The 23,004-nt window shown below is 60.2% G+C and carries 29 protein-coding genes and 2 pseudogenes; 7 read left to right on the forward strand and 24 right to left on the reverse strand.

Going from position 1 to position 23,004, the window contains the following annotated elements; all coding sequences use genetic code 11:
• Nucleotides 1-53: 53 nt before the first annotated feature.
• Nucleotides 54-1,421 (reverse strand): ATP-binding protein, encoded by a 1,368-nt coding sequence (locus tag AC07XM_RS22260; RefSeq protein WP_024717586.1) that lies wholly within the window; start codon nt 1,419-1,421, stop codon nt 54-56.
• A 1-nt stretch (nt 1,422) separates the two neighbouring features.
• Nucleotides 1,423-2,145, reverse strand: coding sequence for a response regulator (locus tag AC07XM_RS22265; protein WP_016484432.1), 723 nt, complete (start codon nt 2,143-2,145; stop codon nt 1,423-1,425).
• Between the two features lie 140 nt (nt 2,146-2,285).
• Here AC07XM_RS22265 and AC07XM_RS22270 point away from each other — a divergent pair, with 140 nt between their 5' ends.
• A complete protein-coding gene (locus AC07XM_RS22270; protein WP_102689778.1) occupies nt 2,286-4,583 on the forward strand; it encodes a TonB-dependent siderophore receptor in 2,298 nt (765 codons plus the stop codon).
• Nucleotides 4,584-4,917: 334 nt separating this feature from the next.
• Here AC07XM_RS22270 and AC07XM_RS22275 read toward each other — a convergent pair whose 3' ends face one another.
• Nucleotides 4,918-5,124: a DUF3079 domain-containing protein gene (locus tag AC07XM_RS22275; RefSeq protein WP_102689777.1), complete on the reverse strand. Its 207-nt coding sequence runs from the start codon at nt 5,122-5,124 to the stop codon at nt 4,918-4,920.
• 79 nt (nt 5,125-5,203) lie between these two features.
• On the opposite strand from AC07XM_RS22275, the pseudogene AC07XM_RS22280 reads away from it, so the two are divergent.
• Nucleotides 5,204-5,278, forward strand: a pseudogene (locus AC07XM_RS22280) (helix-turn-helix domain-containing protein); the annotation flags it as partial.
• Between the two features lie 165 nt (nt 5,279-5,443).
• On the opposite strand, the gene AC07XM_RS22285 reads toward AC07XM_RS22280, so the two are convergent.
• The 3 genes from AC07XM_RS22285 to AC07XM_RS22295 form a co-directional block, all read right to left on the reverse strand.
• The gene (locus AC07XM_RS22285) at nt 5,444-7,960 is read right to left on the reverse strand and encodes a TonB-dependent siderophore receptor (RefSeq protein ID WP_219735897.1); all 2,517 of its coding nucleotides are present in this window, start codon (nt 7,958-7,960) and stop codon (nt 5,444-5,446) included.
• A gap of 92 nt (nt 7,961-8,052) precedes the next feature.
• Nucleotides 8,053-9,042 carry a FecR domain-containing protein gene (locus AC07XM_RS22290; protein ID WP_102689775.1) on the reverse strand — a complete coding sequence of 330 codons (990 nt, stop codon included), beginning with the start codon at nt 9,040-9,042 and terminating at the stop codon, nt 8,053-8,055.
• Nucleotides 9,039-9,554, reverse strand: a complete 516-nt coding sequence (locus AC07XM_RS22295) for a sigma-70 family RNA polymerase sigma factor (protein ID WP_219735896.1) — start codon at nt 9,552-9,554, stop codon at nt 9,039-9,041. The genes AC07XM_RS22290 and AC07XM_RS22295 overlap by 4 nt, the downstream gene beginning before the upstream one ends.
• 122 nt (nt 9,555-9,676) lie before the next feature.
• Here AC07XM_RS22295 and AC07XM_RS22300 point away from each other — a divergent pair.
• The 3 genes and pseudogenes from AC07XM_RS22300 to AC07XM_RS22310 form a co-directional block, all read left to right on the forward strand.
• Nucleotides 9,677-9,742: pseudogene (locus tag AC07XM_RS22300) on the forward strand (helix-turn-helix domain-containing protein); the annotation flags it as partial.
• Nucleotides 9,743-9,859: 117 nt separating this feature from the next.
• A complete protein-coding gene (locus tag AC07XM_RS22305; protein WP_081237919.1) occupies nt 9,860-10,090 on the forward strand; it encodes a DUF4160 domain-containing protein in 231 nt (76 codons plus the stop codon).
• Nucleotides 10,078-10,530, forward strand: a complete 453-nt coding sequence (locus tag AC07XM_RS22310) for a DUF2442 domain-containing protein (protein WP_102689773.1) — start codon at nt 10,078-10,080, stop codon at nt 10,528-10,530. The genes AC07XM_RS22305 and AC07XM_RS22310 overlap by 13 nt, the downstream gene beginning before the upstream one ends.
• A 251-nt stretch (nt 10,531-10,781) precedes the next feature.
• Here the strand turns inward: AC07XM_RS22310 and AC07XM_RS22315 are convergent, their stop codons facing one another.
• The 16 genes from AC07XM_RS22315 to AC07XM_RS22390 all read right to left on the reverse strand — a co-directional run bounded on the left by AC07XM_RS22315 (nt 10,782) and on the right by AC07XM_RS22390 (nt 19,866).
• Nucleotides 10,782-11,246 (reverse strand): hypothetical protein, encoded by a 465-nt coding sequence (locus tag AC07XM_RS22315; protein WP_102689772.1) that lies wholly within the window; start codon nt 11,244-11,246, stop codon nt 10,782-10,784.
• Between the two features lie 224 nt (nt 11,247-11,470).
• Entirely contained in the window at nt 11,471-12,613 is a 1,143-nt protein-coding gene (locus tag AC07XM_RS22320; protein WP_102689771.1) for a site-specific integrase, read from the reverse strand.
• On the reverse strand, nt 12,610-12,825 hold the full coding sequence (locus AC07XM_RS22325) for a DUF4224 domain-containing protein (RefSeq protein ID WP_102689770.1): 216 nt from the start codon (nt 12,823-12,825) through the stop codon (nt 12,610-12,612). Before AC07XM_RS22325 ends, AC07XM_RS22320 begins: the two co-directional genes overlap by 4 nt.
• Nucleotides 12,826-12,919: 94 nt before the next feature.
• A complete protein-coding gene (locus tag AC07XM_RS22330) occupies nt 12,920-13,621 on the reverse strand; it encodes a hypothetical protein (RefSeq protein WP_102689769.1) in 702 nt (233 codons plus the stop codon).
• A 10-nt stretch (nt 13,622-13,631) separates the two neighbouring features.
• Nucleotides 13,632-13,871: a hypothetical protein gene (locus AC07XM_RS22335; RefSeq protein WP_102689768.1), complete on the reverse strand. Its 240-nt coding sequence runs from the start codon at nt 13,869-13,871 to the stop codon at nt 13,632-13,634.
• Nucleotides 13,861-14,064 (reverse strand): hypothetical protein, encoded by a 204-nt coding sequence (locus AC07XM_RS22340; protein WP_102689767.1) that lies wholly within the window; start codon nt 14,062-14,064, stop codon nt 13,861-13,863. Before AC07XM_RS22340 ends, AC07XM_RS22335 begins: the two co-directional genes overlap by 11 nt.
• Nucleotides 14,061-14,513, reverse strand: coding sequence for a hypothetical protein (locus tag AC07XM_RS22345; protein ID WP_102689766.1), 453 nt, complete (start codon nt 14,511-14,513; stop codon nt 14,061-14,063). The genes AC07XM_RS22340 and AC07XM_RS22345 overlap by 4 nt, the downstream gene beginning before the upstream one ends.
• Nucleotides 14,514-14,585: 72 nt before the next feature.
• On the reverse strand, nt 14,586-14,876 hold the full coding sequence (locus AC07XM_RS22350; protein WP_102689765.1) for a hypothetical protein: 291 nt from the start codon (nt 14,874-14,876) through the stop codon (nt 14,586-14,588).
• Nucleotides 14,877-14,881: 5 nt separating this feature from the next.
• Nucleotides 14,882-15,097 (reverse strand): hypothetical protein, encoded by a 216-nt coding sequence (locus AC07XM_RS22355; protein ID WP_102689782.1) that lies wholly within the window; start codon nt 15,095-15,097, stop codon nt 14,882-14,884.
• Nucleotides 15,094-15,363, reverse strand: coding sequence for a hypothetical protein (locus AC07XM_RS22360; RefSeq protein ID WP_102689764.1), 270 nt, complete (start codon nt 15,361-15,363; stop codon nt 15,094-15,096). Before AC07XM_RS22360 ends, AC07XM_RS22355 begins: the two co-directional genes overlap by 4 nt.
• 50 nt (nt 15,364-15,413) lie before the next feature.
• Nucleotides 15,414-18,125, reverse strand: a complete 2,712-nt coding sequence (locus AC07XM_RS22365; protein ID WP_102689763.1) for a toprim domain-containing protein — start codon at nt 18,123-18,125, stop codon at nt 15,414-15,416.
• Between the two features lie 14 nt (nt 18,126-18,139).
• On the reverse strand, nt 18,140-18,382 hold the full coding sequence (locus AC07XM_RS22370; RefSeq protein ID WP_102689762.1) for a hypothetical protein: 243 nt from the start codon (nt 18,380-18,382) through the stop codon (nt 18,140-18,142).
• Between the two features lie 77 nt (nt 18,383-18,459).
• The gene (locus AC07XM_RS22375) at nt 18,460-18,828 is read right to left on the reverse strand and encodes a hypothetical protein (RefSeq protein WP_102689761.1); all 369 of its coding nucleotides are present in this window, start codon (nt 18,826-18,828) and stop codon (nt 18,460-18,462) included.
• On the reverse strand, nt 18,825-19,127 hold the full coding sequence (locus AC07XM_RS22380) for an Ogr/Delta-like zinc finger protein (protein WP_102689760.1): 303 nt from the start codon (nt 19,125-19,127) through the stop codon (nt 18,825-18,827). The genes AC07XM_RS22375 and AC07XM_RS22380 overlap by 4 nt, the downstream gene beginning before the upstream one ends.
• Nucleotides 19,124-19,606, reverse strand: a complete 483-nt coding sequence (locus AC07XM_RS22385; RefSeq protein WP_102689759.1) for a YmfL family putative regulatory protein — start codon at nt 19,604-19,606, stop codon at nt 19,124-19,126. Before AC07XM_RS22385 ends, AC07XM_RS22380 begins: the two co-directional genes overlap by 4 nt.
• A gap of 29 nt (nt 19,607-19,635) precedes the next feature.
• On the reverse strand, nt 19,636-19,866 hold the full coding sequence (locus tag AC07XM_RS22390) for a DNA-binding protein (RefSeq protein ID WP_102689758.1): 231 nt from the start codon (nt 19,864-19,866) through the stop codon (nt 19,636-19,638).
• Between the two features lie 50 nt (nt 19,867-19,916).
• Between AC07XM_RS22390 and AC07XM_RS22395 the strand changes: the two genes are divergently transcribed.
• Both AC07XM_RS22395 and AC07XM_RS22400 read left to right on the forward strand, forming a co-directional pair.
• Nucleotides 19,917-20,291 (forward strand): helix-turn-helix domain-containing protein, encoded by a 375-nt coding sequence (locus AC07XM_RS22395; protein ID WP_102689757.1) that lies wholly within the window; start codon nt 19,917-19,919, stop codon nt 20,289-20,291.
• Nucleotides 20,292-20,368: 77 nt separating this feature from the next.
• Nucleotides 20,369-21,037, forward strand: a complete 669-nt coding sequence (locus AC07XM_RS22400; protein ID WP_102689756.1) for a hypothetical protein — start codon at nt 20,369-20,371, stop codon at nt 21,035-21,037.
• Between the two features lie 259 nt (nt 21,038-21,296).
• On the opposite strand, the gene AC07XM_RS22405 is transcribed toward AC07XM_RS22400, so the two are convergent.
• Nucleotides 21,297-22,562: a phage late control D family protein gene (locus AC07XM_RS22405; RefSeq protein WP_102689755.1), complete on the reverse strand. Its 1,266-nt coding sequence runs from the start codon at nt 22,560-22,562 to the stop codon at nt 21,297-21,299.
• The gene (locus tag AC07XM_RS22410; RefSeq protein ID WP_063424011.1) at nt 22,559-22,999 is read right to left on the reverse strand and encodes a phage tail protein; all 441 of its coding nucleotides are present in this window, start codon (nt 22,997-22,999) and stop codon (nt 22,559-22,561) included. The genes AC07XM_RS22405 and AC07XM_RS22410 overlap by 4 nt, the downstream gene beginning before the upstream one ends.
• Nucleotides 23,000-23,004 lie beyond the last annotated feature (5 nt).

Here is a 23,004-nt window from a genome sequence, read left to right on the forward strand (position 1 = left end):
GGGCTGCTGCGCAGCCCATCGCGACACAAGGCCGCTCCCACAGAAAAATAGCGTTAGCCAGGCAGCAGTATGCTGACCCGCAACCCACCGCCCTCGCGGTTCGACACCCTCAGCTCACCACCATGGCTGGCGGCAATCCGCTGGGCAATGCTCAACCCCAGCCCATACCCGCCGGATGCCTGGTTGCGCGACCCTTCACCACGCACGAACGGATCGGTAATGGTTGCCAGCAGCTCCGGCGCGACCCCAGGCCCGCGGTCGTCGATATGGATGAACACTCCACTTACCGCCCGTTCCAGCGTGACCGAAACATGCTTGGCGTAGCGCAACGCATTCACCAGCAAGTTTTGCAGGCAGCGCTGCAACAGCAAGGCATCTACCCGCAAACTACCCACCTGGCCGTGCACCGGAAGGGGTTCTTCGGCAGTGGCCAGGTCCGCACACTGGCGCGCAACCAAGCGGTCCAGGTCCACCTGCTGCAAATTCTGCTGCTCCCCCGCACGCAGGTAGTCCAGAACCTGGCCGATCATGTCGTCCATCTGCGTGATGTTCTGCCGCAGGCGCTGGCGGTGTTCGTCGTCTGGCAGCCGCTCCAGGCGCAGGCGCATGCGGGTCAGCGGGGTGCGCAGGTCATGAGACACGGCGGCCAGGAAGTAGGCCTTGTCATTGACCATGGCAATCAGCCGCTGCTGCATGGCGTTGAACGCCTGCGCCGCCTGGCGCACTTCTTCCGGGCCATCCAGCGCCAGGGGAGGCTGCTCGAGGTTGCCGCCCAGGCCGCGCGCTGCGTCGGCCAGGCGTCGCAACGGGCGCAGGCACAGGCGCACGGCAATCAGGCACACCAGCAATACCGCGACAATCCGCAGCGCATACACCCGCAACAGGTAGTCGCTGATCAGCACCCAGGCCGATTCGCCACTCCAGCCCTGCAGTTCCTGGCCCTCAATGGTCAGCCAGTGGCCATCGGCCAACGGCACTGCAAACTGGATATGCGCCTGGGCCGTGCGCAGGCCGAACAGGCTGCGCCAGACAATCGGCTGACCCAGCTCATCGGTCAGTCGCACCTGCATCAGGCGCACGTCCTGGGCATGCCCCAGCTCGTACTTGAGGGCCTGTTGCAGCAACAGCTCGATGCGCCTGCGCCCGCGACGCTCGTCATGCTCCGCCGTGGGCAGGTGCTCGGCGCAGCGCAGCTGGTAATGGGCTGGCGCCTGCAACGTGCCACCGTGGCAGTCGGCCTGGGCAATCAGCGGTGCACTGCGTGCAGCGATTAGCCTCACCGGGGCTTCGAGCACCTGGGCAAAGCGCACATCAAACCAGATGCTGCTCGACATCAACTGGATCAACAGCGTGCCGCTGACCATGATCAGCAGCAACTGGCCAAACAAGGTGCGCGGCCACAGCCGGCGAAGCCAGCGCATGTCAGGCATCGGCCGCGAGGTTGGCGATACTCAGCAGATAGCCTTCATTGCGGATGGTGAGAATTTGCGCGGCCCCCGCCGGCGCGCGGCGCAGTTGCTGGCGCAGGCGGCTGACGCACATGTCCACCGAACGGTCGTCGGGCAGGTGGTCGCGGCCAAACGCGCTGCGGGTCAGCTGGTCGCGGGACACTACCCGGTTGTTGGCGTCCAGCAGTTCGCGCAGCACGCGGTAGTCGGAGCGCGGCAGGGTAAGGGTTTCGCCATCCGGGCGGGTGAGCAGACGCTTGACGTGTTCAAGGCGAAAGCCTGCGAACTGCTGGGCATCCACCACGGCGGGCTCGTCGGCGGGGGGATCCAGGCGTTGCGGGCGACGCAGCACGGCCTTGATCCGGGCGATCAGCTCGCGTGGCTCGAAAGGCTTGGCCAGGTAGTCGTCGGCACCCACTTCCAGGCCGATGATGCGGTCCAGCGTGCTGCCCTTGGCCGACAGCATGATTACGGCCAGACCACGCGTCGCTTGCAACTGGCGGCACAGGCTAAGGCCATCTTCACCCGGCAGCATCAGGTCGAGCACCACCAGGTCCACCTTGTGCCTGGCCAGCTGTTCGCGCATCTGTTCACCCTCGGCTGCCGCTAGCACGTTGTAGCCGGCATCGGTCAGGTAATCACAAAGAAGTTCGCGGATCTCGTCGTCATCGTCGACAACCAGCAAGGTCGTGCTCATGCGGAAAAACACCTGTTCGGTGAGGGCCGGTGGCGCTCGTTACGTTCAATTACATCCCCGTACATGTCGGGTCTGGAGCCGGGAGGGCCGATCCCTAGAATCCTAACAAAAAATCATCTGCAAATACGAAGCTTTCCCAAATGAATCCCAAGCGCATCCCGAAAGTGTTCACCCCCATCAGCCAAAGTGGCAGTCGCCTCAAGCCGCTGGCGTTCTTCGTGGCCGTCGCCATCAGTGGCGGGGCCGCAGCTGCCGACGGCAAACCCCTGGAGCTGGACGCCACGCAGATCGAAGACAGCGCTCTGCTGCCGGCCGACGATGCTGGCCAGCTAGGCTACACGGTCGAGAGCACCCGCAGCTCCACAGGCCTGGCGCTGACGCCACGCCAGACGCCGCAATCGGTCACCACCATTACCCGCCAGCAGATGGATGACCGCGACATCCACACCATCGAGCAGGCGCTGGAAACCACGCCGGGGGTAACGGCCAACAAATCCGAGGTGGGTGGGCGTACCGACTACCGTGCCCGTGGTTACTCGATCAGCAACTGGAAGGTCGACGGCCTGCAGACCCAGGGCGGGTCCGATTTCAGTGGCAGCGGCAATGCGTTGAACATGGACCTGTACGAACGCATCGACATCGTGCGCGGCGCCAACGGCCTGCTGGGCGGCACCGGCGACCCCTCTGCCACCGTCAACCTGATCCGCAAGGCACCGACCAAGACGTTCGGCGGCAGCGCCTACGCCACTTACGGCAGCTGGGACAAACGTCGCCTGGGTGCTGACCTGAATCTGCCCCTTTCCGAGGATGGCCGCCTGCGCTCGCGCTTCGTGACGACCCAGCAGGACGCCAACTCCTTCCGCGACAACCAGTCCGAGCGCTCTCGCGCCGCGTTGGCCAATTTCGCGTTCGACCTGGACGACGCCACCACACTGGGCGCCGGTTACCAGTATGAATACAACAAGGTGGTGGGCGGCGGCTGGGGCGCGAACATCCCGATCTGGTACCGCGACGGCAGCAAGACCGACTTGCCGCGCAGCACCAACGTGGTGCCCAGCTGGAGCTTTGGCGAGTACACCACCCGTACGGCGTTCGGCTCGCTCGAGCACCGCTTCGACAACGACTGGACCTTGGACCTGATAGCCGCCCAGGCGACTACCGAGGCCTTGAACCACCGCGGCCTTGCCAAGGTGAACTCGGCTGGGCGCGGCAGCTACGGCGGCTATTGGGACCAGGACGGCAGCGGCGCGGTGCTGAACGGTTTGCACAGCTCCAGCGACACCACCCAGCAGTCGGCGCAGATCGACCTGTCGGGCCCGTTCCAGCTGTTCGGCCGCACCCACCAGGCCATGGTCGGCTACAACGACAGCCGCACCGTCGGCTGGTCGCCCCAGTACACCTGCACCATGGTCGGCGATGGCATGGCCAGCGCGCCTGCACTGGGTTGCCAGTTCCGCGCCAATAACGGCTTCCCGGTCACGGACTGGCGCAATGGCGTGGATGACGACTACGACCTCATCGCCTCGCGCACCGGCCTTCACAGCAAGACCACCACCCGCCTGCAGGGCATGTACGCCGCCACCCGCCTGAGCATCACCGACCCGCTGTCGGTGATCGTTGGCGTGCGCACCAGCAACTATTCTTCTGTGACCCGCAGCGTGGCCGGCGAGCGCAGCAGCCAGGAAGAAAACGGCATCGTCACCCCCTACCTGGGCGCGGTGTATGACCTCAACGACAATTACTCGTTGTATGCCAGCTACACCGACATCTTTACCCCGCAAACCTCTGAAACCAGCAGTGGCAGCAAGGTCGAGCCGATTCGTGGGCAAAGCTACGAAACAGGTATCAAGGGTGAGTGGTTCGATGGCCGTCTGAACGCCTCGGCGGCGTACTTCCGCACCAAGCAGGAAAACAAAGCCGTGCTCGACGGCGACCTGACCACACCGACCGGGGCCAGCGCCTACAAGGCGGGCTCTGGCGTGGAAACCGACGGTATCGACCTGGAAGTGGCAGGCGCGCTGACGCCCAATTGGAACGTGTATGCCGGCTACACCTACCTGCACTTCCGTCGCGTCGACAGCGACGGCCGCAGCGACCCGTCGCACCTGTTCAAGGCCTCGACCACCTACCGCCTCAGCGGCCCGCTCGACCGCCTGACCGTGGGTGCCGGCGTGACTGCGCAAACCAACATCCGCGCCATTTCCAGCCCGGCTGGCCAGCCCACCAACGGTGTGAGCAATGGTGCCACTGATGTGAACTGGTCCGGTTATGCCATCTGGAATGCCATGGCCAAGTACCAGCTGACCGATGAGACCAGCGTCAGCCTCAACGCCAACAACCTGTTCGACAAGCACTACTACACCCAATACGGGTTCTATGCCGGAGCGATCTACGGCGACCCGCGTAACCTGTCGTTGACGGTAAGTACCGCGTTCTGACCAACCGTTCCCACAGGTCTGCGCGCGGTCCCTGTGGGAGCAACTGTCTTGCATAACACCTAAGCGCTAGCGCGATCACTGTGGGAGCGGCTTTAGCCCCGAACACCGGCGAAGCCGGTGCCATGCACCGCGTTGGACTCTTCGCGGGCACGCCCGCTCCCACAGGTACCGCGCAGACTTCAGGTTTATGCAGTATCTGTCGGGGCAACTGAATTGCAAAACATCTGAAAGCGAGCGCGATCACTGTGGGAGCGGGCTCGCCCGCGAACACGGGCGAAGCCCGTGCCATCCACCACGGTGTTTCGGGGGTACCCCGCTCCCAAGCGGCCCTCTCTCAGCTGGGCTCTGCCGCGTGCCCTGCATCAACCGGCTTCTCCAAATGGCCCTCGAAGCTATCCCAATCTTCGCCAAACAGCTCCACCGGATGCATGGTCCGGTCTGCGCCATTCCCACAGGCTAGCGCCTTGGCAGGGCAGTACAGGTCGCAACCCCAGCAGATACGCTCGGGGTTGCGAGGGTTTGTAGGGAATCTCTTGGCCATGCTCATCCTCCCTTAGGGCTACCTGGCCTGAACGTAAACCCCTGGCCCAGCCCCTCGGTTGACCGACATCAATCCATTGGCGGTTGCCCAGATAAAGGGCTTTGCTGAGTTTTTCAGCGTATCGGTCGAGTTCTTCATGCATGGGGTGGTTTGACAGCGAAGATTGGCAGCAACTGTCTTGCACAAAACCTGAAGGCTGGCGCGATCACTGTGGGAGCTGGCTTGCCTGCGATGGGCCGCAAAGCGGCCCGCTTTTCTTATTTGACTCGCCTTTTGCGACGGCCTACCAGGTGCAGTGCATACCCGCCGACCGAGACGACTAGAACGTCCCCCTCAGGGTCAGCATGTAATTACGCGGGTCCCCATAGAAGTTGCCGTTCGCCGCGCTGGAGACTGTTTGGTAGTAAGTCTTGTCGAACAGGTTGTTGGCATTGAGCGATACGGTCCAGTGGTCATCCACGCGGTACCTCAACAGGGCGTTCCACACCGCGTAGCCACTTTGCTTGTAATCGAACGGAATGTTCGACTCCACCACATTGCCATTGCCATCCACGCGCACCGTGGTACCGCTGACATAGGTGGCGCTTTGCAGATCGACGCCGCCGCCTACGGTCCAGTCCGAAAGCTCTGCGGGCAGTTGATAAGTCGTCCACACCTTGAACTGATGCTTGGGCGTGATGGTGCTCAAGGCCGTGCTGTCAGTCTCGTTCTTGTTGTAGTTGTACACGTAGCTGGCCATCAGGTTCCAATCCTTGCGGATTTCGCCCGTCGCTTCCAGCTCGATCCCTTTGCTGACGACCTCGCCCTGGTTCACATAGCAGCAACTGCCGCCATACAGCACGGAGGCCGCCGGGAAGTTGGTATCCTGCACCGCGCCGTTCTTGCGCTTGGTATAAAACACGGCAAGGCTGGTGTTCAAGCGGCCATCGAACAGTTCGCCCTTGATACCCACCTCGGAGGTCTTGCCCTCCAGCGGCTCCAGCACGTCATTACTGCCCACCGGCCCGCGAAGGTAGCTTTGCTGCGGCTTGTAGATCTTCGAATAGCTGCCATACAGCGACCACTGCTCGTCAAGGTCGTAGATGGCGCCAAAGTAAGGCACGAAACGCGTAGGTTCGCGCATGTCGATGTCGCTCTGCACCACACCCGCATTGGTATACACCTGCTCGAAGTGGTAACGGGCCGCGCGGCCACCCAGAATGACCTTGAGCGGGTCAGCCACCTGCAGCGTCAAGCGCCCATACAAGCCGTACTGCTCTTGCGTATTGGGGCTGTAGTCCCGTGGGGTCTGCAATGAAATCGTGGTGGGCTTCCAGTAACCAGGGTCGAACACGTCGATGGGGACAGCGGTGCCGGTGAACACCCCAGAACCCTGCCAGCGGCTGGTGACCTTCTGATAATCGGCGCCCAGCACGAACTGGTGCTCGCGGCCAAAGGCATCGAAGCTGCCAGAAAGGTTGCTGTCTAGCAGGTCCTGGCTGGTGGAATAGACGTTATAGCTGGCGCGCCACACCGGGCCTGCCAAGGTCACCGGGTTGACGGCGTTGCCCGATACTGCCGCCAGCGCCTTGCCGGCGTCGCGGGTATTGGTATACGAGACGTTCAGCTTCCAGTCGTTATCGAAGTAGTGGTCGAGTTTGGTGAAGATCTCCTGGGAGATATTGTCCATGTAGGACCAGTTCTGCCCCAGGTTGGTGTGGCGCGGCAGCCCGATGTCTTTACCCGTGGTATAGCGTGGCAGCCCCAACGACGAGTTGGAGTGGGTGCTTTCATACATGCCACCCAGGGTGAAGATGGTCTGCGGGCCCAGGTCGACCTCGAACACCCCGTATACCGTGGGTTTTTGCGTGGCCAATTTATCCGTGAAGTATTGGCGGTCGGTGTATGCCGTCACCAGGCGGCCGCGAACATTGCCGCTGTCGGTGAGCGGGCCGGTCACGTCGACTTGCGAACGGTAGTTGTCCCAGGAGCCGGCGGCGGCTTCGAACTTCAACTGGAAGTCCGACAGCGGGCGCTTGCGCACCAGGTTGATGACGCCACCGGGGTCGCCCACACCGCCGAACAGCGCACCCGATCCCCGTAATACCTCGATGTGGTCGAATTCAGCCAGGTTGTACAACCGGCGGGAGTAGAAGCTGGTAGCCACTGAGGACAGTGCCATGGGCGCTGCGCCATCAATCTGGATGCTGTCGAGGTTGAAACCGCGCGAGTAGAACTCGTAGGTGTCGCTGGTAGTTTTTTGCACCGTGACCCCGGGTGCCATTTTCAGCGCGTCCTGCAGGCTGGTGATACTGCGGTCCTCAATCAGCTGGCTGGACAGCACCGACACCGACTGTGGCGTTTCGCGCAGGCTGGTCGGGCTCTTGGAGCCCACGCTCACCGCACCGGTGGTGTACGAACCGGTGTTCTCGGTCATCTCGCCCATGCCCTGGCCACTGACCAGCGTGCTTCCCAGCTCCAGCGCCGTGCCCCCGCTGGTGGCCACCGGGTCGAGTATCCAGTTGCCATTGGCCGCTTGGGTGGCAACAAGGCCGTTGCCCTGCAAAAGCGCATTCAGGCCCTGCTGAACGGTGTAGTCGCCGTTCAGTGCGGTCGCATGCTTGCCACGGACCAGCGCAGGGTCAAAGGGCAAGTTGATGGCGGCAACTTGTGCAAACGCACTGAGCGATTGCTCCAACGTGCCTGCAGGTAGATTGTAATGGCGTACTTCCCTCTGTTCGGCATGTACCGCGTAAATCGGCAGCGCAATGCTTGCAGCGCTGGCAAGCAACACGCCACGCAGCGCTACGGCAAGGCGGGTCCTGGGTATATGGCGAGGTGAGAACGCAGATGACATGTGAATCGAGCTCCATTCGTTTGGCAGGGTGTTTTCCCTATTGGTCGAAGTGCTCGAAAAAACCCGCAGTCTCAAACTCGTCTTTTTGCAATTTATGCTGAGCGAGGAACAACGCGACGCCAGAACCGCGTGAAACGCTCAACCCTGACGGGCATTGAATCGCTGAGGGCATTCAGTGCCTGCTCGATATCATCCAGCTGGAAAACGCCGGATACCTTCAAGCCCGCTACCGGTGGCGCGCAGCCAAGCCAGCCGTGCTGATAGCGTGCCAGTTCCGCGATCAGTGTCTGCAACGGCAGGCTGCGTGCCACCAGCTGGCCCCGTGTCCAGGCGCTCGCATCCATTTCGCTGTGCTGGAGCTTGCGGCTACCTTCGGCGCTGATCGAATACTCCTCGCCTGCGGCCACCAGTTGCTGCCGTGCCTGCTGATGGATAAGCACCTTGCTCTGTTCGACCATCAGCCGTGTGCGCGTACCTTCCTGGCGCACCGAAAACGCCGTACCCAGCGCCTGCAATTGTGCCTGGGCGGTGGGGACCCAGAAGCTGCGCCGGCCGGCGGGCGAACCTTCGTCAGCGCCGGTTTCGATGAAGATCTCACCCTGCAACAGCTTGATCAGGCGCTGGCTACTGGTAAATGAGACATCGACGGCGCTATTGGTATTGAGCTGCAGCCGTGTACCGTCGGCAAGCATCACTGTTCGTTGCTCGCCCACGCGGGTGCTGTAGTCGGCAGCCCAGCGCCGAACCTGCTCCTGGCCTTGCCACCCCGTTGCGCCAACGACCAGGCCGGTGCCCAGCACCTGAAGCAGCCGCCGCCGACCCAGCTGGTGATGCTGCATGCGCTCAAGGGCGTCACGCGCGACACCGCCGGGTACACCAGGCAGGCTGGCGAGGCTATGGAAGGTAGACTCGTTGTTCTGCAACGCCTGCCAAGCGGTTTCATGCAGAGGATGAAGCTTGCGCCAATCCAGGCAACCCTGCAGGGCATGCTCGTCCGCGTAACCAGACTGTAGGCGCACCATCCACATGATCGCCTGGTCGAGCACGTCATCGGGTAGCTCGGGTCGCGGTGCGCGGCTCATGAGGTAGCGAAGTAGCAATGGCGGATAGCTTTCGCCATGTAGCTCTCCACCGACCTCAGGCTGACCCCCAGTTGCGCGGCGATTTCCTTGTAGCCCAACCCCTCCAGGCGCGACAGCAGAAAGGCCGTGCGCACCTTGGGCGGCAAGCCGTCGAGCAAGGCATCCACCTTGGCCAGGGTTTCCAGCAGGATCATCTGGGCTTCCGGGGATGGCATCAATGGCTCTGGCAGGTTGGCCACTGCATCCAGATAGGCCCTTTCGACACGATCGCGGCGCGCACGATCGATCACCAGGGCGCGGGCAATGGTACTCAGCCAGGCACGCGGCTGGCGCACATCCTGTATCCGGTCAAGTTTGCCCAGCACATTTACGAACGTATCCTGAGCCAGGTCGGCAGCGTTATCCCCTTGGCGCAGGCGTTTGCGCAACCAGTCCACCAGCCAGGCGTGGTGGTCGATGTAGAGGGACTGAACATCAGCCTGCGTTGCAGATGGCACGGGCGGGGTAGACAACTTCAGCCCTCTTGTTGGTATAGGATTGCGTTTGAGAATTTATCTCATCCTATCTGGACTGAATTGTGCCTGACAAGGATCACGATGTAATCCAGGCCCTGCTTCTGGCTTGACCGGTAACGGACCTGTCGGCGATAGCGACCCAGAGCGCGGTTTCAGAGATTCTGAACAACAAGCGGAAGATGACGGAGCAGCCATAGGCACGCGGCTGTACGGGGGTAGACGTTCTGCCAGTACACTGAGCGGAATGTTTAACACCGGTTTTCACCGTTGTAGTATCGCCAAATTGGCGATACGATCATGCCATGTCTACCAAATACCGATTTCGCGACAAGTACCGCATCGAGCTAAGGGAAAGGGATCATCTACCACCCCACGTACACCTTACCGGCGGTGGGGTGGACGTGGTGATCAGTCTGGAATCTGTGACTGTTAGCCAAGGCAGGGCACCTGCGAAAGTGGTGCAAGAAGCCCTGGCCTGGGTGGCGGCCAATCAGGCCGATTTGTTGAAGGAGTGGATGAAATGGCATCGATGAAACGTCCCCGTCTGAAGAGTGTACAGCCTCGATCGGACGCCAGCCTTGAGCTTACCTTTACCAATGGGCAGCATTTCACCCTGGATATGAGCGATGCGCTCAAGACGTATCCTGGCTTGGCGCCGCTGTCCAAGCGCAAAGCGTTTGAAGGCGTCGTATTGGGCGAAGGAGGATGGTCGGTGGAGTGGCCAGCGCTGGATATTCAGATTGGTGCGGATACCCTGCTACTGGATGCGCTTGCCCAAAACGCACCTGATGAAAACACCCGAGTTTTCATTCGCTGGCGTTTGCGGCACCGGATGACGCTCGACCAGGCTGCCGAAGCGCTGGGAGTCAGCGCGCGCAGCATCAGCCGCTACAGCAGTGGTCGTGAAGCGGTACCACGCACATTGGCGCTGGCTTGCCTGGGTTGGGAGAGTTTGGAGCGGAAAGCCGCCTGACAGGGCTTTTTGAGCCCTGTTGGAGTGCTTGAGCTTTCGCTATTCTGGCCTGATATTGCCCGGGGCCGCTTTGCGGCCCATCGCGACACAAGGCCGCTCCTACAGAAGACGCGGCGTGCTTTTGAATCTTTTACTCTGCGCGACGGTGCTGCCTGATAGAGCCACGGGGTGTCGCTATGGGATTGTTGAGGCCGCTCTACGGCCGAGTCGCCACGACGGTTGCCCCGTAGCGTGAGCACGCTCGTTTCCTACTATTTGAGCTGGGCCCTTGCGGTACGTGCCAGGGCCCGATAGTCGTCGATGATGTCTTGCCTGCAATCATCCCCGTATTCTTCGTGAAAATCCCTTTGGAATGGCGCCGCGTCAAGCAAGGCGTACCTCTCATGCCATCCCCCGGGTTGGGTGATGAGCGTGTGAGGGAGAGCTGCATCGAATTGGTCAGCGGTGATATCCAGATTGTGCCCTTCGAGCCTCAGCCAGATGTGCCGTTGCTCCGTATCTGCCTTCAACTCGCCCGTTACCACGTCGATGGCAATGCCCTCGTGCTCCTCACACAGAAACCAAGCCAGCAGTAAACTTGCGAATTCGCAGCAGTTAGTGGGGAACATGGAAAACAGGCCGAACGCAAACCACTGCGGAGGCTTTTGCCGGAACGCCTTTGAGAACGCCGTAGCTGAATGCACAACGTCTTGCGCAAGGCTGGGGGAATCCGCCATTTGAGTCATACCTCCTAGCCGAAAACAAAAAAGGCCCACCTTTCGGTGAGCCTTTTTTGATACTGCGTATGGTGCCGGCACCAGGAATCGAACCCGGGACCTACTGATTACAAGAACCCTGCTCACAACAGTGAAATCAATAGGTTACGTCGTTTTCTGGTACGTGTTTGGCATTCGGAAGGCCAGAAACCACGTGGTCTCTGGCTATGTTGGTACGCGGGGTATCAGTCGGCGGAAGGTGAGACGAGGGGTAAGCTGAAGTCGTAGATATCGAGCATCGACTCGTCGCGATGTCCGCTAGCATCCTGCTTCTGTTTGCGATCGCCTGGGGTATCGGTGATGCCCCGGCGTTTAAGGTCGTGTAGAGCAAAACGCTGCTCTTCGGTGAGGACCCCGTCCTTGATCGCCTTGGTTATGAAGCGCTGCCAGGTTGTGTCCAGGCTGGACTTTTGGAGCGCGCCGCCATGGGCCGCCACAATGATGAACCGGCGGTCAGCAGCAGCAGGAATGGGATAGGCCTGGCTCGCCCAGACCCGACCGCGATAGGACTTTGCCCCCTCCCAGGCGGTCCGCAGCCTAGCAGTCCAGCGCACCACATTGTCGCGGCTGCCTTTGCGCCTGTTGGTCTGCACGCCTTCTTCCAGTTCGTTGGCATCGGTTAGGGTGACCGTCTCAATTCCTCGCAACCGGCACAGGTAGGCCAACTCCATGACATAGCCCAGGTATGCCGGGCATGAACCACGTTGTCCACGTGTTAGCTGGCCTTTCTCGTGGGCACGGGCAATCAGCGTGGACATGACCTTGGGGCTCGGCAGCCGACGCTGCTTGCGCTCGGTCGGCGCCTCGATGCCCAAGGCTACGTTGATCTCCAGATAGCCGCGGTTGCGCCCCCACTGCATCACCCGCCGAAGGTAGCGCAGAACATGCGCGGCCTTGGACGGTGTGCCTTCGTCCGCGATGCGATCGACCAGGCGTTGCACCAGTGCCGAGGTGAATTTGCGAACAGACAGTTCGCCCAGGGGCTTCTTCAGCTTTGTCGGAATGGCCACAAGCACAGCGCGGCTGTACTCATAATCTTCTTGGGTCTTCTTCGCCAGCTTCTTGAACTGTGAGCTTTTGTGGAACTCGTCGCACAGATGATTGAGGCTTTCCCGGTCGATGCCTTTCCTCTCCTCCATGATGCGGTGTAGCTCGGCCAACGTTGCAGTTGGCCCGGCGATGTTGGTCCGCTTGCGATTGCCGCCCTCGTCTCGCCAAGTGGTGTACCAAGCGCCGCTCCAGCGGCTGTCAAAATAGACGGCCGCCGGAATGGCGGCCTGGTCTATGTGCGCAGGGATGAGCGGGTTGTGATTACGCGACCGCCTCATAGGATCTCGCTGTCATATTTCTCGGTAGCCGGCGACTTGCCGCCGGCTTGGTTGACCAGATCAATGGTAGTCCAGGGGCCATGACGGCCCCAGAACCAGCGGATGCCCTGCTTTCGCAGGGCTTGTTCGACACCGGATCGTCTGGTGTAGCCGGTGAGAAGCTGCAGGTCCTGGAAGGTCAGGACAGTGCCGGGCTGCTGGTGACCGATCATACGGACGTAGATCCTTCCGCAGCGACTAGAAGCTCATCCCGCGAATTCTGGCCACCGTTGGCTATCAGCTGATTGACGCAGGGGGTCATACCGATCATCCCTTTCGCTCCAGCGCGGCCCGAGCTTTCCATCCTTTCCACATATCGCTCCACCCGCGCGCCGTGTACTTCTCTCCGGACCTTGCAGCTAGCATCAATTCCATCTTCATTGGAATCGTGGGGTTGCAGCAACGGTTGAACGAATCGACGCAGAACTTCTCGAAAGCTTCCCGTTCATCGCGCTCAACCGGCGTGTCGATGCCCTCTAGGAACTGAATGATCTGCTGGCGGGGTGCATCATCCATGTCCACCCACCGCGACAGATGAACGCTGGCGGTATGCAACAGGCTCTTGGCTTTAGCCAGTTCGGCGGTCAGCTCTAAAATCTCCGCCCTTGATAAGTCGTACGCAGCCCGGTCGATCAGCTCAGTGCCAACAGGGAGCGAGTGAACACCGTCGCACTGAATAACGTCAGTCAGCTGGTGCCTATCTTCCGCAACTAACGCGACAACTACCGGTTCGGTGCTGGCCGGTGGTTTCGGCGCAGCGGCCGTCATTGCTTCGTAAATCATCCAGAGATTGTTATGCCCGTTGCGCTCCAGGTACTCGCGTGCGGCGTCGGCGCCGGCCTGCTCCATGTCCCGGTTTGCTTTGGTTGGAAGAACCCTCCACTGGACCCTGCTGGTGCAGAAGTACTCGTCGACATAGACGCGGCCATGGTTGCCTTGGGCGATGTTGCGGGTAGCTTTGGTGGTCATGTTTGTGCCCTCAGCTGTTGCGCTGTGCGGTGAATTGAACATGTGGGTCGGTGCTGCAGCGGTTGGCTGCGAACAAATCAGACTGCGCCATAACGGCCCCTAACTTGCTGGCCAAGGCGCGTGCTGCTGCATCGGCGCTGATGGTGCTGCTGGCGGTAGCCTTCTCGCCCCGGGCCCGGGCGGTGTATGTGCCGGCGCTGAGCCGAACGCTGATAACCAGGTCGAGGGTGGGGGATTGGTTAGCGAGCATATCGGCGCCCCTGTTTTTCTTTCTTGGCTTCGACGTTGGCCATGTAGGCCTCCCATTCAACAGATTTCCGCTGCTGACGGATTTGGCTGCAGCGCTGGTGCTTCCTGGTAGAGCGCGCCTTGTTGCAGATGTCGCAATGGTTGGGCAGGTCCAGCGAGTGGCTGGCCAGGCGTGGCCGGGTCTGTTTGGTCATTCAGCATCCCCCTGTGCTGGGGTACGAAACGGCTCAAACGCCAGGAGCAGGCCAGCCATGTAGTCAATGGCTTGCATGGCGTTGTCGTCTTCCACACCGAAAACCTCGCGGGCATACGCTTCGGCGCGGGAAACAGCCGATTGCCAGTCTGCTGGTGGTTCCTCCCTAACTACGTCGGAATCCCAGCCGATGGCTCGGCGGCGGCGCATTAGGTTGAGCGCATCGGCAGCGCCCTTTGACAGCCCGTGATAGCTTCCCTCAGCCAGATCACCTACGAACTCCTCTAGCGCATCCATGGCAGCAAGGCCGTGGCCCATGCTCCAGGCCACAACCTCGCCGCCGTCGACTTCCTGCGGGACGGTCTTTCCAGAGGCGCCGCGGATTACCAGGGTGTCGTAACGCACTGTGTTAGCCTTCTGTGTGCCAACTTCGGGGGTTTCTACCTGCATGTTGTTTCTCCTTGGGGTTGGTGGGCGTCGGGGAGGTGCAACTCCTCGGCGCCTTTTTTTGCCGGTCAGCCGCTAGTCACGGCGTACCAAGAAAATTTCGAGGTCTTGCAGTTGGCCATCGTCGTCGCAGGTGCCCCACTCCAGGACGGCCTGCACCTGGGCACGCGAACAGCCCATCACCAGGATCCCGCGCTCGCCCCGTGCAACGCGCACTTCCAGGATCTCCAGCAAGCCATCGGTGGCGTAGGCGTCGGCGAAGACGTAAGGCGTGCCATCGGTTGACTGTTTCAGCTGGGCAGTGATGAACCCCATCAGGTCCGGTGCCTCAGCCCTCCGATCGCTGTTGATTACGTGAATGTCCATGGCGGTTACTCGCTGGCCTCGCGGGCCTGCATGTCTGTAGTGATGACCTGGACAACCTCTTCACGGCTGTCGGCATAAGCGAATGGCAATGAGGTCCCTGGCCGGGTCACCGGATACCGCGAATGCGGAAGCCGGCACTCGGCCACCGTGTAGCCGCTGTCATTTACCCAGCAGCGCGGCACGACCTGGTCGTCCGCGTTACGCTTCGCTTGCCACTTCACGCCCAAACAACCGCATGAATACGAATGCCGCCGGGTAGTTCTGGCTCAAGAAGCTCCAGCCGTTTGATGTGCTTCTCGCGGCACTGGTCGATGCAGATGACCGTCGAGCCGTCGCGAGCGAGCTGGACTACAGTCCGTGCAAGGGCTTCAGGCGTGTACATGAAAGCGCGCAGGATCTTCTGCCCCGGCTTGCGGGTTTCGTTGTGGATCTCGAACAGGCGCTGAGAGCCGGTGTGGGTTGCTCCACGTTGAACGTTAAGTTGCATGTCGTTTCTCCTCGGGGTTAGGTCAGGCGTTGCAGCGCCCGGCTTCTAAGTCAGGGCTGGAAGATCCAGCACCGAACGGTTTTTCCGATGAATTCGCCTTCTTTCCGGCCGGAGTTGATCGGCTTGTTGGCTTCAATGAACTTTGGCGACTTGCTGGTCTTGAGCAGACGTTTCAGCTCGCTGAGCGCGGCCGGCATCTGCTGCCGCTCGTTTACAGCCTTCTTCACGAACTCATTCAGGTTCACGGCGATCTGGCCTTTGTTGCGCGAGTGGTTGAGCCCGTCCCCCTCGTCGTCGAGGAACTCGTAAAGGTCCCAAAATTCGCGCACGACCTTGTGATCCGCATTGATGGTCTCCTGGCGCTGTACCGCCATGCGGCACAGCTCCTGGTGCACCAGGGCTAGTCGCTCGGCTCCGAGCGGAACAACAAGGGCGAGGGCGTCGGTGATGCTGCGCAGTTGCGCGTGGTTCTTCGCGATTCGAACCGTGCGGATCTCGGGCATGGCAAGCAGCTCCTGCTCGTAACCCCGGGTTTTCTCTTCCAGCAGGCGGAGAATCTCGTCCTCTTTCTGCAGCGCCTTGATCATGAAACCGCTGACTTTTTCCATCGGCATGCACTCCAGTTCCTCGGCGTGAAGCTTCGTTTCCGGGGTGTGGTGCTCGCTGTTCAGCAATACCTGGGCGATACGGGTGAGGATCGGGTTGGAGGCAGTCACCGCGTTGTTCTGAGCGATCATCACGCCGGCACGGAATGGCGGTTCGCGGGTTTCGTTGCCGTTGTTCTTGACGCCGGTAGAACGCACCGAGCGGCCGTTGTAGGTGGTCTTGATCTCGTCCCAGTCGTAGTGCTTGACCGGCGCACCGTCCTGTTGCTCGCGCTCGGACTCGATCAGCACCACCGGCAAATTGGCTACCTGCGAGAAGTTGCGGGCGCGGCCTGCAGCGGTGCCTTTGGTGGGGTCGAAGCCTTCGTACTCGATACGGCCGGACAGTTTCCAAAGGAACTCAATCAGGGTGGATTTACCCGAGCCGCCTTCGCCGACCAGCTCCAGGAAGCACAAGGTCTTCTGCAATTGGCGGATCTGTTCGGCGTGCAGGCACGCCAACCACCAAACCAGGACAACGGTGCCGCGCACACCGAAGCACTTCCAGAAGGTCTCAAACCAGCGGTCGTTGTAAGCATTCAGGTCAGTGTTGATGACCAGGTTCGGCGACATGCTCTGGGACTTGATGCTCAACGGGCCGACATCGAAAAAGTCCTCTTCGTTGAGCTTGTAGACGTTCCCCTGCGAGATCGCGATGTCATTGAAAACGTAGGTCTTGTGTTCCTTGGAGTAACCGATCCAGTCGATGGTGTTGACCTGTTTCAGGTCATCCATTTGTGGCTCCAGCAGCCGGATCAACTGAGAGGCGCTGCCGGTGTACCAGCCGCCGTTGGACACGTTCAGCAGTCGCTTCGTGAACTCAGGCGCTGACGCAAGTTGGGCGGCAGTGAATGTGCTCTTGGTCACCGGCTTGCCTGGCCGCTCGATGCGGAAGTAATACCAGGCCTCGTCCGTCTGCTCGTTGCGCATGTTGTAGAGCGCCTGGAAATAGCAGTTGGCGATACGGACAACAGACGCAGAATCGCGCAGGGCCTTATCCCGCTTCTGGCGGTCGGTCAGCGTGATGTCTTCTTGATCCTTCGGGTTTTCTAGTTCCTGCATCTTCCTGTCGAACCGGACCAGGTCGAACTTGAACCAGTAGAGGCGGCTGGCAAACGAGAAGGAAAACTCGCTCCTTGGGTGCCAGTCGTACATGAGCAGGCCCTTTTCTTCCGGCGAATCGGCCAACAGCAGTGCACCCTCGTGACGGGCACGCTTCAGGTCGGCCTGCACCTGGTCGTCGCGTTTATCGTCGTCCAGGTACTTCCAGCGCAGGTGAAGGTCGTTCCAGTCCACCTTTTTGTTATCGGGCTGGGGGATCACTGCAGCTTCGCAAGTGAAGCCCATGTCCCGGGCTTCCTTCGCCCAGCGTCGGGTATTTGCTTTCGCTACCGGCTCGTTGTCCAAGGCCCAGATCAGCTTTGGAGGGCGCCGGCCATCCTCTTGGCAGCTGCGCAACAACTCTTTCAGCGACTCGGCCGGAAGTGGCGAGCTGGACATCATCGACACGGCATGAACGCCGTTATGCAGCAGAGCGATCGCGTCGAAGATCCCCTCGACGACCCACAGCTCGTCCACCTGGAGCAGATCAAGGCCGGACGGGCACCACCAGACGCCGCTGTAGCCAGTCTTGCCCTCGCCGGTAGGCCGGAAGCGCGCTTTCATCTTGCCGAACCGGCTTGGCCTGTCGATCAGGCGCTCCCAGTAGCCGCCCTTGTCGAGGGGGAAGCGAACGGTAGCGCTCCCGAAACCGAGTTTGGCATCCCAGTAGGTGTCCTGGGTGTACCAACCTTTGATCAGCTCTTCCTGAAAGCCACGGTTGAATTCGAGGTACGCGCGGGCTGTTGCGGTAGGGTTCTCGTCGGTGGCCGGTGCGAGCTTGCTCCAGTCGTTGAACAGGTCGTCGTACAGGTCTTTCACATGCACACGGTGGTTGCACTTCTCCGGCCGACCGCATACCAGCATCCATGGTGCTTCGTGGAATGTGTACAGGGTCTTCTGGCCACAGCCGTGCGCAGGGCACTTGCCTTTCCGCATGAACTTGGTGCCGGGCATGTGCTTGAGGCCGAAGTCGCGCTCCAGGCGCTGCAATACGTCCTCGCGGAGCCTGTTCTCCATGGGGTGAGTCGTGGTCACTGCGCACGCTCCACAACCGGGCCAAGCTGTTTTTCCAACGCTTTGCGCGTGCGGCAGATGCCCTGCAGATGGGGAACATCAGCGAGCACCTTTGGACCGCGCTCGCCAGCCGGCACAGCGCGGTACCGGTCGGAGTACCAGACCTCAGCCATGGTGAGTGTGTACTGGCTTTGGAGCCACAGCAGGTAGTGCTTCGCCTGGTGCTCGTCCAGTTCAATTTGAAGGGTGATCTTGCTCATGTCAGCCACCAGTGGAATGCAGTTTCCCCTTACCCACGCAGAACGGGGCACTGGGAAGGGGTTTGTTCGGGGTTACTTCAGATGTCGCGGTGTTGAAGCATGCGGCGCGGCAGATAGCGTGCCGGCACCTGGTAGCGATGCTGGGTGATGGTGTCCAACAAGATGAGTTGAGGGCGGTAGATCCCGCTGGAGGGGGAGACACCAATCATCTGCAGGCGCTTGGTGGTCTTGCTCTCGAACTCAGCAACGGCAAGTTCGGCAATGCGCTGTACCAGGTGGGTTGGGACCTCCAGAGACTGGGCCAGGTACACGCGGCAGCTCTCCAGCACCTGGTTATCGCCAGAAAGGTGCAGGCCTTCACGGCGGAACAGGTAGGCCACTGCAGCGCGCTGCATAGCGTCCCGGTAGTCAGTTTCGTGGTCGGTGATCAAGGCGATGGCGTTCATGCGGTTGCTTCCTCCATGTCCAACTGGTCGAGCAGATCGGGTTGGTTGTCCTGTGACGCGGATTTCATGGCCTGACGGCGAATTGCCACCGGGGCAACAGGCAGTCGAACGGACGGGTTCGGCATGCCGCTGGGGCTCATTTCGTGGGTCATTTCGAACTCAGCCCGTACGGACCAGCCGCAAGCCTCGTTCACGCACTGCAGGTAGGCGATGCGCAGGAAAATGTGGGTACCTTCACTGGTGCGGATACGCATCTTGTTGCTGCAGTGCGGGCATACGAGTTTGTAGGCGCTGCTCACTGCTGCCCCCTTACATTGGCTGGGCTGTAGAGCTGGATGGTTGCAGCAACCTCAGCGGTGCGAGCGGCGAAGTAACGGGTCAGAGCTTGAATGATGGCCAATGCCTCGCATGCTTCGATGACGCCATCCTCGATCGAGGATGCGATGAGCTGGTCGATTTGTCCCAGCTTCGCGTCGGTTCTCAATGACCGTCGGAACAGCTCTACATTGTCCAGGTCCTCGGTTTTACTCAGCGGGACGAACATGCCGCCGTACATGTGAGCAATAAACTCGGGCAGGTGAGTGGTGCTGGTGTCCTGCTCCAACTGGTGAATCTGGTCGTAGCTGAGCGGACGGCTGCCTGCGTTTTCGTACACGCGATTGTCGAACTGCTTGAGCTGGAGTCCCAGGCGTTGTGAGGCGCATTCACGACCGCCTGGGTAAGCGCATACGACGGCGCTAACTACCTGGCGCAGGGTTTCTAGAACGGGGGTCTTCATGTTCTGGTTTCTTCCTTGGGCCAGGGTGGCTACTTTTGGGATTCGTTCCGCTTGGGCTTGGGCATCCGCTTGATCCCGAGCAACACGGCGGCTCGGTGAGCTTCACCTCGAAGGCACTTTTTCTGTCCCAGGAGGACGGCATAGACGGTGCTGGGGTGAAGCCCATGCTTGATGGCGAACTCTTTTACGGAGATACCCTGCTTTTCCAAGCGTTGTCGGGCTCTCTCGCATGCTTGCTCGGTTACGGGGCTGGCGTGCATAGTGGCAATCGTGCAATTTCGTGTAGTGGTATGCGAAGGATGATGCACATTTGTTCATTTGTAAATACGGAAAAGGAACGTTTGTGCATCTTCTTGAAGAAATCGGTGCGCGCCTGCAAGCCGAACGCAAACGGCTTGATCTGACCCAAGACCAGATGGCAGCCGTCGTCCAAGTGTCGAAGCGGACGTTGGCCAGCTATGAAGCCGGCGCCCGTGAGCCCGGGTCGTTACTGCTGTTCTTGGCTGCCGGTGCGGGCGTTGATGTGCTCTATGTGCTTACGGGGCAGCCGTCCCCCCAGACTGCTGACTGCCTTACCGCTGAAGAAGCGGAATTTTTGGCCATGCTTCGGGGTATGGCGGATAGCGACAAGGCAGTCTTAGGCCGTACTGCACAAGCTTTCGTGAAAGCTAACTCTTGGAAATGAAGTGCAGTTGATGGTGATCAGCTGAAGGGACTGCTTGTTGCCGGCCATGGGGGCCGGTCGATTGTCGAGGATGATTTATGGATGACTTGATTGGGGTCTTGTGCCTTGGCGTAGGTGCGGGCACCTGGTGGTGGCTTGCAGGCCGTATGAAAAAAAACGGCAGTGGCTGGCTCAGTAGATTGATAGCAGGCAGCTTCGCAGGTTGTTTTATGACGGTAGTAGCCGCCGGTATTGCAGTTTCCACAGGGGGTGTTGAGAGCAAATCCCCAGAGCGTGCGAAAGCGTCTGCTGCGGCAGAGCAAAAGGTTACTCCTGCTGTAGTCAAAGTAAAAACCTTGGGGATGACGCCGGCTGTTTATGCGGAACGCATGAATCAACTACTCGAAAAGTACGAGAAGCCTTATCGGGTAGATCCAACTGACATCACAACTGGCGATGTTCAGGACATTCTGAAGAACAATCTTGGGCCTTATGCTTCGTTAGTGGCGGCGGTGTCGAAGGAAACAGGCGAACTGGTCGATGTGACACTGGTGGGCGCCGGGGACGGTAAGCCCATGTCGGGTCTCGAAATCATGCTCATTGCGAGTGCAGCGCTCGCTGCTGCTGCGCCGGATGCTGATTATCGTGAGGTATTCAAAAAGCTACCGGAAATGATCAAGGGGAGTTCACAAACCTATGGACAGGTCGAGTTGAGCGTGAAATCAACAGATATGATGGGCACTTGGTTTATGGCTGCCCCTATATAGCTCATAGGCAAGTTCGGAGGGCTCTTTAACTTTCCATTTGGTTGTGTGCGGTATCTCCGATGCCGCATATGTCTTATGGAAATGGAGTACCTATGATGGAAAACCTTACCCAGTTGGAACGCCTCTTTATCGAACTTCTGCGCGACCTGGACGAGCAGGGAAAAGAAGACTTGATGAGGATGTTGGAGGTGCTTTCGCAGTCGACTGAGTAACGGCGCTGTAGAAGAAACCCGGTAACTGTGCCGGGTTTCTTTTGTGGTCATGTCGCCTTTTCCTGCATCTTTTTCCACTCACGCTCAGCTGCTTTTTGAGCGGCCTCCTTGTTGTCAAAGACACGTTTGATCCGCTTCGGTCTAGTTGCGTCGCCAGCTGTTACCGAAGCCTCTGTGCCGGTAGCCTTGTCGCGATAGAACGCCACCACCCCCGTGTATGTTCCGCCTTTTTCCTCTTCGTACAGCTCATCAACGGAGTCTTCCGGCAATTTGCTTTCCAGCTCCAGGCTGGTGGTGTAGCCGTTGTCTGCCGTGAGGCTGTGCTGAACATTCCCCCCGTACCAGACGATGGCGTCGATCTCACTTTTGACGCCTAGCAGGCTGTAGGTCAGCTCGGGGATAAGGTCTGCACGACCTTTGGCCAAGGTGTAACTGAGGGTCGCGCTCCCTCGCTGCAGGCGGTTGAGTTCGGAGCGTGCTGCTCGCAGGGCGGAGTCACGATCGCTGTAGGTGTGGCGCAGTTCCTTGACCTTCTCGCCGCCGCCGGCAATGGCTTCCTGCTTTTTGGTGCTGCCGACGTCGTAGTAATAGGCCTTCACTGAGTCGTAGCTATCCCGATCGGCCTGCAGGAAGCGATGGCCATCACCATCCGACCTTGTCAGCGTAATGTGTGGCAAAGCTGCGCCACCGGCTGTCTTTCCTCCGCCGGCCTGCAGGCAGATGAGGCAGCCGGCTTTCACGCTGATAACCGCGTCGTGCAACTCGCCCAGGCGCGTGAGCATATTGGCATCCGACTCGTTGGCCTGGTCGAGATGCTTCACTGCGCGTGCTGCGACCTCTGCCGCAATTTTCGGTGTGAGCCCGTACGCGCTGGCGATCTCGGTGAGGACTGCGCCCAGCGTGACTTCGCTCCAGCTGCGTTCACGTTTGGTTTTCAGAGACCCACGCAGGTCTGCGGATCGAGCCCGGATGCTGAGGATGTCGGGAGCGCCGCTGTGCTCGGTTTCGTCGACCGTGTAGGAGCCTTTATCGACAAGTCCTGTGTCGCTCCAGCCCAGCCACAGCTTCACTACGGCGCCCTTCGGGGGAATCTCCAGCAGGCCGTCGTGGTCGCTGAGGGTAATGCTCAACTGATCAGCCTCCAGACCGCGGTTGTCGGTGAGTTCAAGTGACATCAACCGTGGACTGATGAGCCTGGCGATGTCCTTACCATCAACGGTCAAGCGGAATGCGGGCACGCCGTACGCGCTGTCACGCTGCAGTCCCTTCACCGCATCGGTTAGATACCCGGTCAGCTGGTCCAGTCCGGTCACAGCAGCGCCCTCAGAATATTGGATGACGTCGCGACGACAGCCCCCATCAGGTCGACTCGGCCGTCATCGACCCGCTTGAGCGTCAGGCTAAACTCGATGCGGCGTGCGGTGCCGTCCTGGAAGAACACGGATCGTGTTTCGCTGAGGCTCTCGATGACAAACAGTCCGTAGACCCTGCCGGTGCCCTCGACCAGAGCCCAGGCTTTGCCGGTGTTCGCCATGGCCCGGATCTCGTCAAGGCTCATCATCGACCCGGCCAGCTCGGGCAGCAGCACGCCAGGTAGAGTGAAGTCGTCTTCCCCTCGGCCGAGAAACTGGCGCGCAGGTTGTGCGCCGATGCGTGAGTTCGCGGCATGGCGCCAGTCGGTTTGGCGCTGCAGCTGCTGATACGCCAGTGTAGGCAGACTGAAAATGAACATGCCCAGGGCAAGCATCATGTGGT

The sequence above is a fragment of the Pseudomonas sp. GW460-LB5 genome (genome assembly GCF_059423245.1).

Bases quoted from the DNA above. Each gene is read 5' to 3' on its own strand.
- AC07XM_RS22270 (WP_102689778.1), top strand. From the start codon at position 2,286: ATGAATCCCAAGCGCATCCCGAAAGTGTTCACCCCCATCAGCCAAAGT.
- AC07XM_RS22375 (WP_102689761.1), bottom strand. From the start codon at position 18,828: ATGAACGCCATCGCCTTGATCACCGACCACGAAACTGACTACCGGGAC.
- AC07XM_RS22400 (WP_102689756.1), top strand. From the start codon at position 20,369: ATGGATGACTTGATTGGGGTCTTGTGCCTTGGCGTAGGTGCGGGCACC.
- AC07XM_RS22275 (WP_102689777.1), bottom strand. From the start codon at position 5,124: ATGGCCAAGAGATTCCCTACAAACCCTCGCAACCCCGAGCGTATCTGC.
- AC07XM_RS22305 (WP_081237919.1), top strand. From the start codon at position 9,860: ATGTCTACCAAATACCGATTTCGCGACAAGTACCGCATCGAGCTAAGG.
- AC07XM_RS22260 (WP_024717586.1), bottom strand. From the start codon at position 1,421: ATGCGCTGGCTTCGCCGGCTGTGGCCGCGCACCTTGTTTGGCCAGTTG.
- AC07XM_RS22350 (WP_102689765.1), bottom strand. From the start codon at position 14,876: ATGGACATTCACGTAATCAACAGCGATCGGAGGGCTGAGGCACCGGAC.
- AC07XM_RS22290 (WP_102689775.1), bottom strand. From the start codon at position 9,042: ATGAGCCGCGCACCGCGACCCGAGCTACCCGATGACGTGCTCGACCAG.
- AC07XM_RS22385 (WP_102689759.1), bottom strand. From the start codon at position 19,606: ATGAAGACCCCCGTTCTAGAAACCCTGCGCCAGGTAGTTAGCGCCGTC.
- AC07XM_RS22365 (WP_102689763.1), bottom strand. From the start codon at position 18,125: ATGGAGAACAGGCTCCGCGAGGACGTATTGCAGCGCCTGGAGCGCGAC.
- AC07XM_RS22265 (WP_016484432.1), bottom strand. From the start codon at position 2,145: ATGAGCACGACCTTGCTGGTTGTCGACGATGACGACGAGATCCGCGAA.
- AC07XM_RS22330 (WP_102689769.1), bottom strand. From the start codon at position 13,621: ATGACCACCAAAGCTACCCGCAACATCGCCCAAGGCAACCATGGCCGC.
- AC07XM_RS22325 (WP_102689770.1), bottom strand. From the start codon at position 12,825: ATGATCGGTCACCAGCAGCCCGGCACTGTCCTGACCTTCCAGGACCTG.
- AC07XM_RS22340 (WP_102689767.1), bottom strand. From the start codon at position 14,064: ATGACCAAACAGACCCGGCCACGCCTGGCCAGCCACTCGCTGGACCTG.
- AC07XM_RS22360 (WP_102689764.1), bottom strand. From the start codon at position 15,363: ATGCAACTTAACGTTCAACGTGGAGCAACCCACACCGGCTCTCAGCGC.
- AC07XM_RS22390 (WP_102689758.1), bottom strand. From the start codon at position 19,866: ATGCACGCCAGCCCCGTAACCGAGCAAGCATGCGAGAGAGCCCGACAA.
- AC07XM_RS22410 (WP_063424011.1), bottom strand. From the start codon at position 22,999: ATGATGCTTGCCCTGGGCATGTTCATTTTCAGTCTGCCTACACTGGCG.
- AC07XM_RS22315 (WP_102689772.1), bottom strand. From the start codon at position 11,246: ATGGCGGATTCCCCCAGCCTTGCGCAAGACGTTGTGCATTCAGCTACG.
- AC07XM_RS22345 (WP_102689766.1), bottom strand. From the start codon at position 14,513: ATGCAGGTAGAAACCCCCGAAGTTGGCACACAGAAGGCTAACACAGTG.
- AC07XM_RS22320 (WP_102689771.1), bottom strand. From the start codon at position 12,613: ATGAGGCGGTCGCGTAATCACAACCCGCTCATCCCTGCGCACATAGAC.
- AC07XM_RS22310 (WP_102689773.1), top strand. From the start codon at position 10,078: ATGGCATCGATGAAACGTCCCCGTCTGAAGAGTGTACAGCCTCGATCG.
- AC07XM_RS22370 (WP_102689762.1), bottom strand. From the start codon at position 18,382: ATGAGCAAGATCACCCTTCAAATTGAACTGGACGAGCACCAGGCGAAG.
- AC07XM_RS22285 (WP_219735897.1), bottom strand. From the start codon at position 7,960: ATGTCATCTGCGTTCTCACCTCGCCATATACCCAGGACCCGCCTTGCC.
- AC07XM_RS22335 (WP_102689768.1), bottom strand. From the start codon at position 13,871: ATGCTCGCTAACCAATCCCCCACCCTCGACCTGGTTATCAGCGTTCGG.